General features: G+C 64.3%; 12 protein-coding genes. 5 read left to right on the top strand and 7 right to left on the bottom strand.

Going from position 1 to position 15,854, the window contains the following annotated elements; all coding sequences use genetic code 11:
- Together NS365_RS24765 and dksA are read right to left on the bottom strand one after the other, a co-directional pair.
- Positions 1 to 284, bottom strand: a 284-nt coding sequence (locus NS365_RS24765; RefSeq protein ID WP_206612119.1) for a hypothetical protein, incomplete at its 3' end; no start/stop codon positions are given.
- Positions 285 to 612: 328 nt separating this feature from the next.
- Positions 613 to 1,029 carry an RNA polymerase-binding protein DksA gene (gene dksA, locus NS365_RS07175; RefSeq protein WP_058599599.1) on the bottom strand — a complete coding sequence of 139 codons (417 nt, stop codon included), beginning with the start codon at positions 1,027 to 1,029 and terminating at the stop codon, positions 613 to 615.
- A 354-nt stretch (positions 1,030 to 1,383) separates the two neighbouring features.
- Here dksA and NS365_RS07170 point away from each other — a divergent pair, with 354 nt between their 5' ends.
- From NS365_RS07170 to NS365_RS07160, 3 genes are all read left to right on the top strand, one after another.
- On the top strand, positions 1,384 to 2,841 hold the full coding sequence (locus NS365_RS07170) for a YcjX family protein (RefSeq protein ID WP_058599598.1): 1,458 nt from the start codon (positions 1,384 to 1,386) through the stop codon (positions 2,839 to 2,841).
- The gene (locus tag NS365_RS07165) at positions 2,838 to 3,893 is read left to right on the top strand and encodes a YcjF family protein (protein WP_058599597.1); all 1,056 of its coding nucleotides are present in this window, start codon (positions 2,838 to 2,840) and stop codon (positions 3,891 to 3,893) included. The genes NS365_RS07170 and NS365_RS07165 overlap by 4 nt, the downstream gene beginning before the upstream one ends.
- Positions 3,894 to 4,005: 112 nt before the next feature.
- Positions 4,006 to 4,533 carry a hypothetical protein gene (locus NS365_RS07160; RefSeq protein ID WP_058599596.1) on the top strand — a complete coding sequence of 176 codons (528 nt, stop codon included), beginning with the start codon at positions 4,006 to 4,008 and terminating at the stop codon, positions 4,531 to 4,533.
- On the opposite strand, the gene folK is transcribed toward NS365_RS07160, so the two are convergent.
- On the bottom strand, positions 4,530 to 5,048 hold the full coding sequence (gene folK, locus NS365_RS07155) for a 2-amino-4-hydroxy-6-hydroxymethyldihydropteridine diphosphokinase (protein WP_082684485.1): 519 nt from the start codon (positions 5,046 to 5,048) through the stop codon (positions 4,530 to 4,532). The two genes, NS365_RS07160 and folK, sit on opposite strands and share 4 nt — an antisense overlap.
- The gene (gene folP / locus NS365_RS07150) at positions 5,048 to 5,908 is read right to left on the bottom strand and encodes a dihydropteroate synthase (protein WP_058599594.1); all 861 of its coding nucleotides are present in this window, start codon (positions 5,906 to 5,908) and stop codon (positions 5,048 to 5,050) included. Before folP ends, folK begins: the two co-directional genes overlap by 1 nt.
- Positions 5,909 to 6,034: 126 nt before the next feature.
- On the opposite strand from folP, the gene NS365_RS07145 reads away from it, so the two are divergent.
- Complete coding sequence (locus NS365_RS07145; RefSeq protein ID WP_058599593.1) at positions 6,035 to 6,640, top strand: DUF922 domain-containing protein; 606 nt, start codon at positions 6,035 to 6,037, stop codon at positions 6,638 to 6,640.
- Between the two features lie 6 nt (positions 6,641 to 6,646).
- Here NS365_RS07145 and NS365_RS07140 read toward each other — a convergent pair whose 3' ends face one another.
- Positions 6,647 to 6,967 (bottom strand): 2Fe-2S iron-sulfur cluster-binding protein, encoded by a 321-nt coding sequence (locus NS365_RS07140; protein WP_058599592.1) that lies wholly within the window; start codon positions 6,965 to 6,967, stop codon positions 6,647 to 6,649.
- A 37-nt stretch (positions 6,968 to 7,004) separates the two neighbouring features.
- A complete protein-coding gene (locus NS365_RS07135) occupies positions 7,005 to 7,244 on the bottom strand; it encodes an Hpt domain-containing protein (RefSeq protein WP_153003687.1) in 240 nt (79 codons plus the stop codon).
- Between the two features lie 495 nt (positions 7,245 to 7,739).
- Here NS365_RS07135 and NS365_RS07130 point away from each other — a divergent pair, with 495 nt between their 5' ends.
- Positions 7,740 to 14,855 carry a hypothetical protein gene (locus NS365_RS07130; RefSeq protein WP_058599590.1) on the top strand — a complete coding sequence of 2,372 codons (7,116 nt, stop codon included), beginning with the start codon at positions 7,740 to 7,742 and terminating at the stop codon, positions 14,853 to 14,855.
- 396 nt (positions 14,856 to 15,251) lie between these two features.
- Here the strand turns inward: NS365_RS07130 and NS365_RS07125 are convergent, their stop codons facing one another.
- Positions 15,252 to 15,848 (bottom strand): ABC-type transport auxiliary lipoprotein family protein, encoded by a 597-nt coding sequence (locus tag NS365_RS07125; RefSeq protein WP_058599589.1) that lies wholly within the window; start codon positions 15,846 to 15,848, stop codon positions 15,252 to 15,254.
- Between the last annotated feature and the right edge of the window lie 6 nt (positions 15,849 to 15,854).

The following is a 15,854-nucleotide window of genomic DNA, read 5'->3' as shown; positions in this document are numbered from 1 at the left end:
CCTGTTCGCACCGAGCCCACCCTGACGCCGACCTCGCCGCTCGCGATCGAGCCTTCGTCGAGTCCGCCTGCGCGCGACCCGTCGGATCGGATGAGGCAGAACGCCGAGCCGATGGAGCCAAGGGGAACGGAAGCGCCATTAGCCGAAGGCCCAGCGCCATTGACGGTTCGAAGCTTCGCTTCGACGATCCAATCCCGTCGCACGACGCCCTTGCCGCCGAGCATGGCCCCGGCGTCACCACCGACGATGGAGCCTCGGCCAGCTCCTACGGCCGCTCCCGTCATCGACGCCCTGGCGCAGGCGAAACCACCCGAAGCGCCCCCGATGGCTCCCAAGCCGCCGGAAAGCCCTGCGACAAGCCCAACGATCGCCGATGCGCCAAAGGCGGAACGCAATCTAACGCTCGAAGAAGAGATGGAGCGGCTGCTCCACGACTTTAGCTTAGACGTCTCGCCGGATCGGCGCTGACAAGCAAGCGGGACTGTGGAGTCAAATCCCAGTCCTTTTCTCCATCGAACAACAAAAAAAGCGGGCCGCATTCAGCAGCCCGCTTTTTTTGTTGTGGCTATCCCGTTCGAGTGCAGCTGCGATCGTTTGCGCAGCGTAGCCTCGTCATTCGTCGCGATAAACCTTCTCGCGGCGTTCGTGTCGTTCCTGTGCTTCTAGCGTCATGGTCGCGATAGGGCGCGCGTCCAGCCGTTTCAGACTGATCGGCTCACCCGTTTCTTCACAGTAACCATAGGTTCCATCTTCGATCCGCTCCAGCGCGGCGTCGATTTTGGAAATCAGCTTTCTCTGGCGATCACGAGCCCGAAGCTCGATCGAGCGATCGGTCTCCGACGACGCCCGGTCCGCCGCGTCGGCCTGATTGGCGTTTTCCGTCGCCAAGGCGTCCAGAGTCTCCTTGGCTTCGCGGAGAATGTCATTCTTCCAAGCCAGGAGCTTACGGCGGAAATATTCCTTCTGCCGGTCGTTCATGAACGGCCCGTCCTCAGGAACGCCAGTTCCAATGGGTAAGGTTTCGCTCATATGCCACCTCCAAGCCAAGTTGGGGCGCTTATAACCATGCCGTCGGCACCGAACAAGCGTCTCGCGCACCGATGAGGTAACGCGTTGGTCGCGCCTAAGCTTGCGTCAGATAACGAGTTTTGATCCCGACAACACGTATTGAGCGGCGCGGGAAGCGTCGGATCGTCTTGATACCCACCCGATCCAACCACACTCAAGGGTTTACGAACGGCTTCGCAGTGCAAAACACGAGGGCGTATCGACCGTTCAAGGCGAATCGCTCGAGACTGGAACGGTAGCGGATCGATGGGCTTTCGAACCGGTTGTGCATCCTTATATGGACGCTCAACCGACATCGAGGCTCCCGCCGCTTTCATGACCTCCCTTGCCGACGAAGCGCGAATCGTTTTCGACAACCTGACCGATCGCGGGGCGGGTCTGTTTCATCCCAACCTGCGGCTTGGGGTTGCCGGCCTGTCTCGGGCGGGCAAGACAGTCTTCATCACCTCCCTCGTCCACAACCTCGTTCACGGGGGACGCCTCCCGCTTTTCGAAGCGCAGGCGAGCGGACGAATTCGTCGCGCCTTTCTGGAGGAGCAGCCAGACGACGCTGTTCCCCGCTTCCAGTACGAGGAGCATCTGCGCGCGGTCCTGACCGACCGCCTCTGGCCGCAATCGACAAGGGCCATCTCGGAGCTTCGGTTGACGATCGAATTCGAGTCGGCGTCCGGTTGGTCACGCTTCTTCTCCGCGGGCAAGCTTTCGGTCGATATCGTGGACTATCCCGGCGAATGGCTGCTGGACCTTCCGCTGATCGACAAGAGTTTCGAGGACTTCTCGCGCGAGTCGCTCGAACGCGCCCGCCTGCCCTCGCGCGCGGCAATCGCCCGACCGTTTCTGGACCTCGTCGAGGGCCTCGACCTGCACGCTCCGGCCGACGAGCCGACAAGCCTTCGCCTTGCCTCGACCTTCGCGGATTATCTGCGAGCCTGCCGCGCCGATCGCACGGCACTTTCGACGCTTCCTCCGGGGCGGTTCCTGATGCCCGGCGATCTCGAAGGCTCGCCAGCGCTGACCTTCGCGCCGCTGCCTCTCGAAGCCGGAACCCTATACGAGAAGGGCAGCTTCGGCGCGCTTCATGCCCGGCGGTACGAGGCCTACAAGACGGTGGTCGTCAAACCCTTCTTTCGCGAGCATTTCGCGCGGTTGGACCGGCAGATCCTTCTGATCGACGCGCTTCAAGCGATCAATGCCGGCCCGGAAGCCGTGCGCGATCTGGAACTCGCCCTCTCCGACATTCTCTCCTGCTTCCGCCCCGGACGATCGAGCTGGCTCGGCTCGTTCCTGACACGGCGGATCGACCGCATTCTGGTGGCCGCGACAAAGGCCGATCATCTGCATCGTGGCGATCACCAGAAGCTGGAAAACATCGTTCGCCGGTTGGTGCAGGATGCGATGACCCGCGCGAATTTTTCGGGCGCGCAGACCGACGTGATCGCCATGGCCGCGATTCGTGCCACGCGCGAGGCAAGCGTATCCGATCGCGGTGAAACCCTTCCTGTCATTGTCGGCACGCCCATCCACGGCGAGGAAATCGGCGGCGAGCGCTTCGACGGAGACACCGAGACGGCGATTTTCCCCGGAGATCTGCCAGACGATCCCGGCCGGTTGTTGCGGGACAGCCAACCCGCAGCGAACCGCCAGCCACCCGTGAGCTTCGTTCGCTTCCGCCCGCCGCGGCTGGAGCGGACGGAGGACGGCTTGCTTCTCTCTCTGCCCCATATCCGGCTTGACCGGGCCCTTCAGTTCCTGATCGGAGATCGTCTCGCATGAGCGAGGACACGCCCCGACGCCCCGCAGCTTTCCGCATCGATCCAGCTTCGACGCTGGCTCCACCGCGCGAGGAGCCGTCACGCGCGCCGCGAGCGATCGCCGATCTTCAGCGGATCACGATCGAGCCCGATGAAGCCTTGGAAATGGAAGCGGCCAAGGCTCTGGACGCGGCGTCCGCAACAGCGAGACGGCGCCGCGGCTTTTCCTTTGGCAATATCTTCCTCGGTGCGTTGAGCGCGATCGTCTCTCTCGCCTTCGGCTTGGCTCTCGACGCTTTCATCCGCGATCTTTTCGCGCGGGCCGATTGGCTGGGCTGGCTGGCTCTCGGACTGAGTGCGGTAGCCCTGTTCGGGCTGCTGGGCGTGATCGGGCGTGAAGTGCGCGGTCTCCTTCGCCTCAACACCGTCGAGAAGGAACGTCGCGAGGGTCTGGAGGCGTATCGCACGGATGACGAACGGAAGGCCCGCTCTGTCGTTTCGCGGCTTGTCTCCATCCTATCGAGCCGCCCGGAAACCGCCGGCGGCCGAGCGCGCCTGAAGGATACGGCCGACGATATTATCGACGGACGGGATCTCATCGGCCTGGCTGAACGCGAATTGCTTCTGCCTCTAGATGCGAAAGCGCGAGCGCTGGTTCTGGCGTCGTCCAAGCGGGTGTCGGTCGTCACCGCCGTCAGCCCCCGTGCCGTCGTCGATCTCGCCTTCGTCCTGTTCGAGACGCTGCGTGTCATTCGTATGGTGTCCGAACTCTATGGCGCGCGCCCCGGCACGATCGGTCTTGTCCGTCTGACGCGGGATGTGCTGGCTCATCTCGCGGTGACGGGCTCCATTGCGGTGGGGGACAGTCTGGTCCAGCAGGTCGTCGGCCACGGGCTCGCCGCGCGTCTTTCCTCGAAGCTCGGCGAAGGCGTCGTCAACGGATTGCTGACGGCGCGGGTGGGTCTGGCCGCGATGGACCTGTGCCGCCCGCTTCCCTTCCTCTCGGTTCAAAGGCCGAAGATCGGAGACTTCTTGCGCGACCTTACACCGGGGTCGGGCGAAACGTCGCGCTGAGGTATTCCGGCAACAGTGAGCGTTTGGACGGTTTGGCGAAAGGTTTGATTAACCCTCCGGCGTGATAAAAGGGGGTATCGATCCGCTTCCCGAACACTCCGGAAGGTCTTCCATGGTTCGCCCCTTCGCTGCCAGCCTCGCTCTTCTGGTTCTGTCCGGCGCATCCGCGCCCGTTTCGGCCGCGGACAAGGACGAGGCCTTTTTTCAGAACGTCTTCGGCCGCTGGAGCGGCCCGGGCGAGATCGTCGCCGGCAAGTATAAAGGCACGAAGTTCGTCTGCGATCTGACCGGTGCCAAGCCGATGAAGGATGTCGGCATGTCGCTGGATGGCTCATGCCGCGTTGGCATGTTCTCACAACCCATGTCGGCGACCTTCATCAAGGGCGGCTCCTCCTACAAGGGCTCCTTCCTCGACGGCTCCGCCGGCAAGGGCCTCGACATCGTGTCGGGAGACGTGGCGGGCGACAAGATCACGGTTGGCCTTGACCGCAAGCAGTTGAAGGGCGCGATGGTGGCGCGCATCGACGGTAAGGACAAGCTGAACGTCACGATCTCCGTGCAGGTCGCCAATGAGCTGGTGCCGGTGATCGGAATGCATCTGAAGCGCGACGAAACCGTCAAGCGCGCGTCGATCGACTAATCGCCGATCGACCGTTCGGTTCGCCACCAATCCGGATCAGTTTGCAACTGGAGAATATCGCCGCGCTCAACTGCGTCCCTCCAGGCGGCGGCCGACCGACCTGCTATCTCGAGTTCGGGGGCGATCTCGGCCAGCGGGACGAGAACGAAGGCGCGCTCCGTCATTCGAGGATGCGGGAGAACGAGTTCCTCGGTCTCGGTCACCAACCCGTCATAATCCAGCAGATCGATGTCGATCGTGCGCGGACCCCAACGCACACCGCGCTCGCGATGAAGCTGGCGCTCGACGTCGAGGCAGATGCGCAATACGGCATCGGGCGGCAGGTTCGTTTCGAGCCCCGCGCAGCAGTTCAGGAAATCCGGCTGCTCTGTCAGCCCCCAAGGGGGCGTGCGATAGAGTGACGAGACGGCGACGACAGAGACGTCGCCTCGCGTATCCAAGGCCCGAAGGGCTTCTCCCATCTGGCGCTGTGGATCACCGAGATTTCCACCCAGACCGATCCAGACAGACCTCATCATTTGGCCATCGCCATCGCGTGAAGCCCTGCGTCCACCATAGCCAATGCATCCCGGTTCGGACCGATCCGGTGAACGCGGAAGATGGCTGCGCCCCGCTCTCGCAGGAGAACGCTGGTCGCAGCCGTTGCGACATCCGCGTCCGCTTCTCCATGACCCAAGGTCGAGCGCACGAAACGCTTACGGGACGTGCCGACCAGAAGCGGGTATCCGAAAGCTTTCAGCTCATCGAGCCGCATCATCAGATTTATATTCTCCGCGGCATCTTTGCCAAACCCGAAACCGGGATCGAGCACGATCTGCGCGGTCGAGACGCCGGCATCTGCGGCAATTCGCAGCGACGTTTCCAGAAATTGGAATTGATCCGCGATCGCATCGGACCCGCGAACGCGCTCGCGCCCCGTGTGCATCAGGCACAGCCCTGCCCCGGTCGTCGCCGCGACTTCCGCAATGGCGGGATCGCGCTGAGCGCCCCAAACGTCGTTGACGATATGGGCCCCGGTTTGGACGGCGGCCCGGGCCGTTTCGCTGCGATAGGTGTCGATCGAGATCAGGCAATCCGACCGTGACGCCAAGGCTTCGATGACAGGCAGAACACGGCGGCGCTCTTCTTCCGCTTCCACCGGCTCGGCGCCGGGACGGGTCGACTCTCCTCCGACATCTATGATCGCCGCCCCTTCCTCGATCATTCTCAAAGCCGCATCCACAGCCCGCGACACGTCGCCGCGATAGGCACCTCCGTCGGAAAAGCTGTCAGGCGTCACATTGAGGATTCCCATAAGCACGGATTGCGATCCGAGCTCCAGGCTTCGGCCGTGAGCAAGGTTCCAGACGCGCGACCGGACGTTTTCCGCGGGCATCAGACGAGAGACCGAAGGGAAACCAGCAGAGAAAACAAAGCGAAAATTCCTCACACAAATGGCTTGTGCCGCGTCAACGATCGGTTAGCGTAGGGGTGGAATGTTTCAAGCCTGTGGGAGCGACGCATGAAACGAATTCTCGCCCTGTGCCTGACCGTCGGCGCCATCCTGCCGGCCACTCATGCCATATCGGGGGAGATTCGGGAGCGGACGACCTTCTTCATGGTTCGAGGCAAAAGCTTCGATGATCTGTATCGCGAACTCGGCATGAAAGGCCCGGACCTCGGCCAAGGCGAGCGCCACGCGGGCTCGACGGACGTGGCCTTCAAAGCCAATGCCACCTACAAGCCGACGACCGGGGGCTGCGGCATAGCCCACGCCGAGGTTCGCCTCGACCTGCACACGACCCTGCCGCGCTGGAGCGGGCCGAAGAACGGCTCGAGAGAGACGCAGATCCTCTGGAAAATCCTGCGCGGCGACATCGCCACTCATGAGGCGGAGCACTCGCGCATCGCCAAATCCTGGCTGAAGCGGATGGAGGCCACGATCCGCTCGCTCAAACCGCAGCCCAGTTGCGCCCGCATGGAGGCTCTCGTCAATTCAGAAACCCGAACGCTTCTCAAGCAGCACGACGACGAGCAACTCGCTTTCGATGCCGCTGAGTCCAAGCGTATCGACGCGAGACTGGAGCGCAAGATCAACCAACAGCTTCATCGGGTCGCGTCGAGATAGGGCGCCTCAGGGCTGGCGCTCGGGCACACGCACCGTCAGCCCATCCAGTTCGGGATGGATACGGATTTGGCAGGACAGCCGCGAGTTCGCTCGAACATCCACGGCGAAGTCCAGCATGTCTTCTTCCATGGCCTGCATCTCGGGAAGTCGCGCCACATAAGCTTCGTCCACATAGACGTGGCAAGTCGCGCAGGCACAGGCCCCGCCGCAATCGGCATCGATGCCGGGAATATCGTTACGCACGGCATTTTCCATCACGCTCGACCCATTGGGAGCGTCGATGTCATAGCGCGTGCCGTCATGGGCGATGAAGACGATGGCGGTCATGCCTGTCGGGTAGACCGAGGCGTGGATGAGGTCAACCTCACGATTCAACGCCGCCCTCCAGAACCCGCAGCTCACGATCGACGAGCGCGAGTTCCTCCATCATCTCACGAATCCGGACGCGATCGTGCGGCACCTCCTCCAGACGAGCCGCCTTGCAGGCGAGACTGATGGCACCGCAGTTCAGCGCAGCGCCTTTGATCGCGTGCGCGCATCGCTGCCGGGCGTCGCAATCCGCGTCCTCCAAGGTCCGACGTGCCCGATCGATCTCGATGCACATCAGCGCGGCGACGTCGCGAGCCAGGACCTCATCGCCGTCGCAGCAGTGCAGCAAGGCTGAGAAAGTAAATATAGCCGGTTCTTGAGGGGATGCTGGCACAGTCCACCGACGATCCGTGTTGGTCCGAGGCCCATCCAAAAAGCAGGGGAAAGTTAAATTCTACGGAAGTTTTGAATGGTGAGGTGAGGTCCGCTTCGTCATTGTCGCCCTTCGAGCGGCGAAATGGGTTATTCCGAATGCTGACGAAGACGCGAGACGGCAACAGGGACGGGCGGAACGTTAACCAAATGTTTAAACTTGTCGCCTTCTCCCGATTTTGCAGTTTCCTTCCGACGCTCCCGTATTTACCTTAGACGTTAGGGATATGCCCTTCGTTTGCGTGGATTCGCGGGCGGCAGGGTGGCGAGGTTCGAAGCCAACGGCGTCGGGACATGCATTGCATGGTCGGCCTGATGCATCGAGCCCAATGTAACGAGTATCGAGGCGCGGCGCACGATGTCGAAGATTAAGACGGCCGAACAGCTTTCCGAGGAAGCCGTGAACGAACTGGAGGCCGCCCTCCAGGACGAGGACTTTCTCAAGCCGGAAGCAGAGACGACCAGTCTTTCCGGCAAGGCGGCAGGCCATGTCGAGAAGCAGACGCTTCGCGCCGACGACATGTCGATCGAATTCGCGCTGAGCGATTTCGACCGCACGGTCGAGGAAGCCACGAAGGCCTTGCGCGACGAAGCCAATCTCGGTGCGCCCCATAACGCAACCCCGAGTCTGGACGAGTTCCGTTTCGAAGACACCGACTTTCTACCGCTCGACACCTTGAGCCAAGCTGACGCGCCGCTGGCCAAGGCGCCCGTGGTGCAGATCGGGGCAGCCTCTCAGAACGCGACCCAGCCCGAATTGGCGAGCAACGAGGACGACAAGCCTTCGGCCACCGTTCTGGCCGCAGCGGACGAAAGCTCGCGCATCCGTTCGGAGCGTCGCTCCCGCGCGCCGTCCCAGAAGGCCGACCCGCGCCATTCCGCCGCCGCGCCTTTGGCGGATCCGGTGCGCGGTTCCCGGTCCTTTAAGGGTGATGTCGCCAATGACGAGCAGCGCTCGGCTGCCGTCATGGCGGACGCTCTTCTGAGCCGTCGCTCGTCCAACAAGCCGGTCGTGATCGGCGGCGTCGTCGCGGCTGCCTGGGCGGCCCTGTCGGCCTCCGCCTCCTACTCGTTCCTTGCCAGCGAGTCTGGCCTCGCTTCCAATATCGTTCCGCTGCTGGCACCGCTTGCGGCCGCCGTTGTCCTGCCCCCGCTCATGATCATGGGCTTCTCGGTCATGATGCGTCGCTCGCAGGATCTGCGTCTCATGAGCCGAGGGTTGGCCGAGGTCGCGCTGCGCCTGGCCGAGCCGGAAAGCCTCGCCTCGGATCGTGTCACCACGGTCGGCCAGGCCGTGCGCCGCGAAGTCTCCGTCCTCGGCGAGGGGGTCGAGCGCGCCCTGGCCCGCATGAGCGAACTCGAAACCCTCGTCAACGCAGAGGTCTCCTCGCTGGAGCGCGCCTACGCCGACAATGAGGTCAAGATTCGCTCGCTCGTCGCCGATCTCGGCGCAGAGCGCGAAGCCATGCTCTCTCATGCCGAGAATCTACGCAGTTCCATTGTCGGCTCACATGACCGTCTCGTGGGCGATGTCGACGGCGTGTCCGGTCGTATCCTCTCGCAGGTGGAAGAGGCCTCCGCCCGCCTGAACGCGCTTCTGGACGAGCGTAGCGCCGAACTCTCGCGCGCCTATGACGAGCGCAGCCGTGCCTTGATGGCGCTGTTCGACGAGCGCAGCCGCGAGGTCGACAGTGCCCTTCTCGGCAACAGCCAAGCCGTGGTGGAGCGTATCAGCCAGACCGCCGACAGCACGACCGGCCAGCTTCGCCAGACCGCCGACGAGATCGCCCGCTCCCTTGCCGAACAGATGGAGGCATTGAAAGCCCGTTCCGCCGAGCTTCTGCGGCATGTGTCCGAAGTCAACGAGCAGACGAACGCCCGCCTGAACGAGTCCAACGAGTCGGTTCTGCGGGTCCTCGCCGAACGGGCCGAGACGCTCTCGACCCAAGGGGTGGAGTTCGACAAGGTCATCGCCGATACGATCGACGCCCGCTCGGCCCGTATGCGCGCCGACAGCGAGGCCCTGGTTGGCTCGCTCACCGGCCAGCTCGACCAGCGCGCCGAACGCCTGTCGACGGAGGCGCAGCGCGTCGTCGGCCTGATGGACGAAGGGTTCGACGCTCGGATCGAGCGCGCAACGGCTCTGCTCAACGAGCGCAACGCCGAGGTCCTGGGTCGCTTCGACGAGCGTCTGGCCCAACTCGAGGAGGCTCTGTCCGGCAAGGGCTCGGCTCTCGTCACTGCGATCGAAACCCGCGCTGCGGCCATCGACCGCTCGGCCGATCGCATCGCCGAAGCGCTGCGCGAACGCACCGGCGAATTCGCCAGCGTTCTGTCCGAGCGCACGGGCGAAATCGGCCGTGCCTTCTCCAGCGGTCAGGCGACGATCTCGCAGACCGCCAACGAGGCGGTGGCGCATGTCGATGCCGTGTTCCAGTCCAAGGCGAATGAGCTTCACACCACGTTCGAGCAGCGTATCGGAACGCTCGGTTCGGTTCTGAGCGATCGCGCGGCCGACATCGACACGTCCCTCTCCTTCGCGCAGCAGTCGCTGGCCGCGACGCTGGATGAAAAGAGCCTCGCCATCACGCAGGCGGTCGAGGCGAGCGTGACGCGCATCGAAGGAGCACTGGAAGGCGCGGATGAACGCCTCGTGGCGGGTCTCGACGGCAAGACGGGCGAGCTTCGCCAGTCGCTCGACACGCATGCCGACAAGGTTCAGCGTTTGATCGAGGACGGCCGGAACCTCCTGAGTTCGGATCTCGACGATCGCCTCACCCGCATCAATGCCCTGCTGGCCGAGAAGCGCGACGCGATCAACGTCGTGCTGGACGACCATTCCCGTCAGATCGACAGCGCTCTGGACGCCCGTTCGCAGACTTTCAGCAGCGTCATGTCGGATCATTCCGGCCGCCTCCTGTCGGAGATCGATGAGCGCACCAATCTCCTTTCCACCAGCCTGTCCGATCGCCTCGCCGCCAGCGAGGCCTTCATGCGCGACAGTGGCGAGCGCCTGACCGAGTCGCTCAACCTTTACACCTCGCGCGTCAGCGAAGATGTGATCGGTCGTCTGGAATCCGTTCTGACCTCGGGGGAAGACCGTCGCCAGGAGTTCCTGACGCGCCTGGAGCTGCAGACATCGGGCGTCGAGGCCGTGTTCGAAGGGTCGGTGGAGCGCATTGCCGCCGATCTCTCGACCCGCGTGGACGAGTTGCGCAACCTCATCGACACCTCGCGCGACAGCCTCGTCGGAAGCCTGGAATCGCGCAGCGGCGCCTTCTCGCAGGAAGCTGATCAGAGCGCACGCACCATCCTTTCCGCTGTCGAGACCGCCCTCTCCTCGCTTCTGGAAGGTCTGGAAGGTCGTGGAACCCAGTTGCGCGAAAGCGTGGAAACCGCGCGTCTGGCGCTGCTGGACGGGTTGGACGACCGCGTCATCGCCATGCGCGAACTGGCCGATGCCTCTCAGTCCTCCCTGCTCACCGATCTCGACGCACGCACGGCGAGCTTCGGAGAGGAGCTCGACAAGGGCAACGCCGCGATCGCGCGCACGCTCGACCAACGTATCGGCGCACTGCGTGAGGCTTTGCTTGAGTCCGACGGCCAGCTGGCCGCCGCGATGGACGAGCGCCGCGAGAATCTGACCTCCGCGATCGAAGACGTCGCAAGTTCGCTCGCCGCCACCTTGGGCGACCGCGCGGACGATGTTCGCCGCGTCATGGAGCAGAGCACGAGCAACGTGACGCGCTCGCTCGAAACCAAGCGCGAGGAAATCGTCGCGGCTCTCGAAGCCGGTGTCGTCACCTTGGCGCTGGCGGTGGACGAGCGCACGGAATCGATGACCTCGACCCTGGAACGTGGCTTGGCCAATGTGGAGCGCACCCTTTCGGGTCGTGCGACGCTGATTGCCGACACGCTGCGCGATACGATCGTCGCCGCCACCACGAATATGGGCGAGGAAGCTGATCGCGCTCGCCTCGGCCTCCAGTCCGAAACGCAGAAGATCGCGCTCGTCATCGGCGAGTTGGGCAACGTCTTCCGCACATCCTCGGAAGAGGCACAGGCAAAGTTCGTCGAAGAGGTCGGCAAGTTCGAGGATCGCATTCGCCTCGTCACCCAGTCGGTACAGGACGTGTCGGCCATGGCCCGCACCGAGCTGTCCGGCGAAGGGAATCGCGTGGCGGAAGGCATCGCGGCCACGGCCGAGACGATCCGCCAGTTGAGCGAGGACGCGCGTCAGCGCTTTGCCGAAGAAGCCGAAACGCTCGGCCGCACGGTGGCCGATGTCGCGACCCGGATGCGCACGGAAGCCGAAGAGGTTCGCGAGAGCCTCGCCGTCGAGGGCACGAGCTTCAGCACGCAGATCAGCGGCGCGTCCCTTGCAATGCGCGCCGAGGCCGAAGCGGCCCGCGAGCGCCTGGCGCTGGTGGCCAACGACTTCGCCGGCGGTCTCGAGGATATGGCCGAGCGTCTGCGTCAGGATGCTGAAGCGGCTCGTCAGGTCGTCGCCAATCAGGCGATCGCGCTGTCCGGCGATTTCGAAGGCGCGGCCGACAAGCTGCGGATCGTGGGCAATCAGACCCGCGAGCAGTTCGCCGCCGATGCCGGCCAGATCCGCGAGGAGGTGGCGGCTGCCGCAATCCAGATCCGCGAGAGTTCCGATCTCGTTCGGCGCGAAGTCGCCGGACAGGCGGCGGCGATCGTAGCCGAGTTCCAGAACGCCAGCGGACATCTTCACGAAACCGGCGAGTCGTCGCGTCGTCTCCTTCTTGAAGACGCTGGTCGCATTGCGGAGCAGGTCGGCACAGTCGCCACCACGCTGCGTGGCGAAACCGACCGTCTACGCGACGAGGTCGCCGAGCAGGCGCGTCGGATCGTGGAAGAAGTGTCTGCGGCGACGGAACGTCTCCAGGCAGGTGCTGGCGAGACGCGCGAGCGTCTGGCCGCCGATGCCCTGCGCCTCTCCGAAGAGCTGGATGCCGTCGCCCTGTCGATGAGCGAGCAGGCGGAAGCCGCCCGCAATCGCCTCAGCGGCGATGCGGAAGCTTTCGCCCTTCGGGTCCAGGACGCAACCGCGCAAATTCGCGGCGAAACGGATCGGTCCTCCTCCTCCCTGGACGAGCGCGCGACGCGCTTTGCCGCAGAGCTTTCGGGCCTGTCGGTGCAGCTGTCGCAGGTCATCGACGGGACGACGGAGGGTGTTCGCGACGATCTGAGCGCCTCGGCCGCAGCCTTGCGCGCCGAAATCGAAGCGGCCGCCTCGGGTATCCGCAGCGAATTGGCCTCGGTGTCCGGCACCATGCGCGAGGATGCGACGGGCATGGCCGGTCAGATCCTTCGCGACGCGCAACTGGCCCGCGAAAACCTCATGGCGGAGGGATCGGAGATCACGCAGCGCCTGTCGGGTGTCGCCACGGCCATCCGTGTGGAAGCCGATCGCATCCGCGAGCAGATCGCCGAATCCACCGGCGCGTTCGGCCAAGAACTGTCGCAGCGCGTTGCCGCCACCGAGAGCCATCTCGTGGAACGCGCCGACGCGGTGGGCGAGGCGATGAGCCAGCGCACCCGCGATCTGGCCGACCTCCTCGCCAGCCGCAATGCCGAAATCGCGCGTCTCATCGACACGGAAACACGGCCGATCGTGGATCGCCTGTCAGACACCGGTTCGCGCGCCGTCGAGGCTCTGGAACAGGCGGCTCGCCATGTGGCGGATCGTCTGCGGAGCGAGAACGATGCCATCGTGGCGGATTTCGTTCGCCGCGCCGAAGAGACCGTCGAACATCTCGGCGTATCCTCGTCGGGTCTTCTGGCGGCGCTGGACGATCGTTCCGGCTCCCTCACCTCCTCCATCTCCGACGCTCGCGAGCTTCTCGGCCGCGACATCGGTTCGCTGGCGGAGCGTCTCGAAAGCGGCAACTCCGCTCTGCGGCATCTCCTCGACAATGCAGCGCAGAATCTTGGCCGGGCCGAATCGGCGCTCAGCGAAACCGGCGCTCGGTTCCGCGACGAGGCGGATCGCGTCGGCAGCGAGATCGCCGCGTCGTCCGAGCGTCTCGAGCACAATGTCGTTCGCATGGACGACACGACCGCGCAGGCTCTGGAGCGTCTGTCGACGCTCGGCGAGAAGCTCGGCGAGCACGAGAAGATGCTGACCGAGGCTGCGGCGCTACTCGACGCCACGCAGTCGAACCTGCAGGAAACGCTGGAAGGGCGCCGCGAAGGCCTCGAAGCGCTGGCCAGCGGCCTTGCCACGCGCTCCGACGATGTCGGCAAGATGCTTCTGTCCTTCGAGGGCGTGGTGGATCGGCTCTTTGCGGAAGCCGAGCGTCGCTCGCACACCGTGGTGGAGACGATCAGCGGCGAACTCACCAGCACGCTGGAAGAAGCCGGTCGCCATCTCGAGGAGACCGAGCGTCGGTCCACCGCTGCCGCAGAGCAGGTTCGGGAGACGATCCGTGGCGTGGTCGAAGAGGCAACGCAGCGCTTCGGCAGCGCGACGAGCGACATGCACCGGGCCGCAGCGGACATCCGCCGCGAACTGGAAGGGGCGCGCACCGAAATCCGCAAGGGCGTCTTCGAACTCCCCGAGGAAACCAAGGAAAGCACCCGCGCCATGCGCCGCGCCGTGTCCGACCAGATCCGTGCCCTGCGCGAGCTGACGGATATCGTGACCCAGTCGGGTCGCTCCCTCGACGTGCGCACGCCTGATGCCGGTGCCTCGCGCTCGGCCACGCTCAGCTCCCGTTCGTCCGACGTAGCTGTTCGTCCGGCCCCGGCTGTGCAGCAGCGGGCCGAAGCGGCTCGCCGGAACGAGATCGAGACCCGCATGGCCGGAGGGTTCGTCACCGACGGCAACCTCGCTCGCGATACGCGTGGATCGGTCGAAATCCGCGCGGCGACACCGGCACCCGTCACGCCGCGCTCCGATCTCTCCCCGCTGCGTCCGGCGGCTCAGCCCGAAGCTGCGACTGAGACCCCGGCGTCGGACAGCGATCGCCAAGGGGGTTGGGTGTCCGATCTTCTGCGCCGCGCCTCGCAGGATGACGACACTGACGCTTCGGCCGAAGCGCAAGCAACGACGCCTGTGGTTCCGGCAGAAGCTCCAGCCCGCGCCGAGCGCTCGCAGGCCCATGTCGTGGATTCGCTCAACTCGCTGTCGGTCGATATCGCCCGCGCCATCGACCACAATGTGTCGGTTGAACTTTGGGATCGCTATCGCAGTGGCGAGCGAAACGTCTTCACGCGTCGGCTCTACACGATGAAGGGTCAGCAGACATTCGACGAGATCCGTCGCAAGTATCAGCGCGATGCGAGCTTCAAGCACGCGGTCGATCGCTACATCGGCGACTTCGAAATGCTTCTGCAGGAAGCGTCTCGGAACGATCCGGATAATTCGAAGAGCAAGAACTACCTGACATCGGATACCGGCAAGGTCTACACGATGCTGGCTCACGCCTCCGGCCGCTTCGAATAAGACAAGTCCCCCTCTCCAAATCAAACGGGCGGTCCCTTGGGGCCGCCCGTTTTCGTTTGGCTGAACGTGTGCGGGAGGTCGAATGGGGTTCGGCGAGGATTGATCCGGGCGCAGCGCGCGAACGATCCAAAAGCAAAGTCGCGTCTTTGTTCGGCAATCGTCGCACGGACAGGGGTGTCACCTCCAGGGCGAAGCGCCAAGGCCACCATCCGGAAGCCGACACGAAAACCCACGAAGTCCGACGTCTCTCGCGCGTCGTCGATACGCCTTCGGGTCCACACCATCTTGCACTCGCGAAGAAGCGCTGGCGCTGCAGTATAGCGCCCGGACTCGCGGCAACAAAAAAGCCCGCCAGACGAGGCGGGCTTTCGAAGCATAACTTCGTGAGGCGCTGGATCAGATCAGCTTCAGCGTCCAGCCGACGATCTCGTCCGCGACTTCCCCGAACGCCTTGTCGAGCGCCGCGACATAGGCCGCGTTGCCCGTGCCAGCGAGCGGTGCCGTGCCACGGAAAATTCGGGTGGCGCGGACCACGCCGGTCTTGTCGTTCAAGGCCTTCACGGCGATCTCGACCACGGCCATCGACCCGCCGTCCACCGTTACCTCGAAGCGCCGGAGCTCCGTGACGATCTGATAGTCGATGGCGAGGCCCTGGCCGGGAACGCCGACCGCGCCGACGCGGCCCGTATTCTGGAAAGCCTGAAGCAGGCGCAGCTGGACGAGGCGCGGGAGACGATCGCTCCACTGGCTGGCGGCGAGGGTCTCGATGGTCTGGGGCGTCGGACGAACCACAATCTGCTGGCTGTCGAGGGACTTGGCGGCCGTGGGCTCGGGGATGAGAATCTGCGCGCGCGTCGCTGCATTTCGCGTCGCGGCCGGGGGCGGCGCCGACAGTTCGAACGTGGCAGGCGGTTCCTTCAGCGACGCGCAGCCCGAAAGCAGCATAGCCAGCAACGAAACCGAAACAATCTGGAGAGAGGGCTGACGGGCCATCCTTCG

Source organism: Aureimonas ureilytica (assembly GCF_001475935.1).
Taxonomy (GTDB): Bacteria; Pseudomonadota; Alphaproteobacteria; order Rhizobiales; family Rhizobiaceae; genus Aureimonas; species Aureimonas ureilytica_A.
This window is presented reverse-complemented; position numbering and strand designations above follow the sequence as displayed.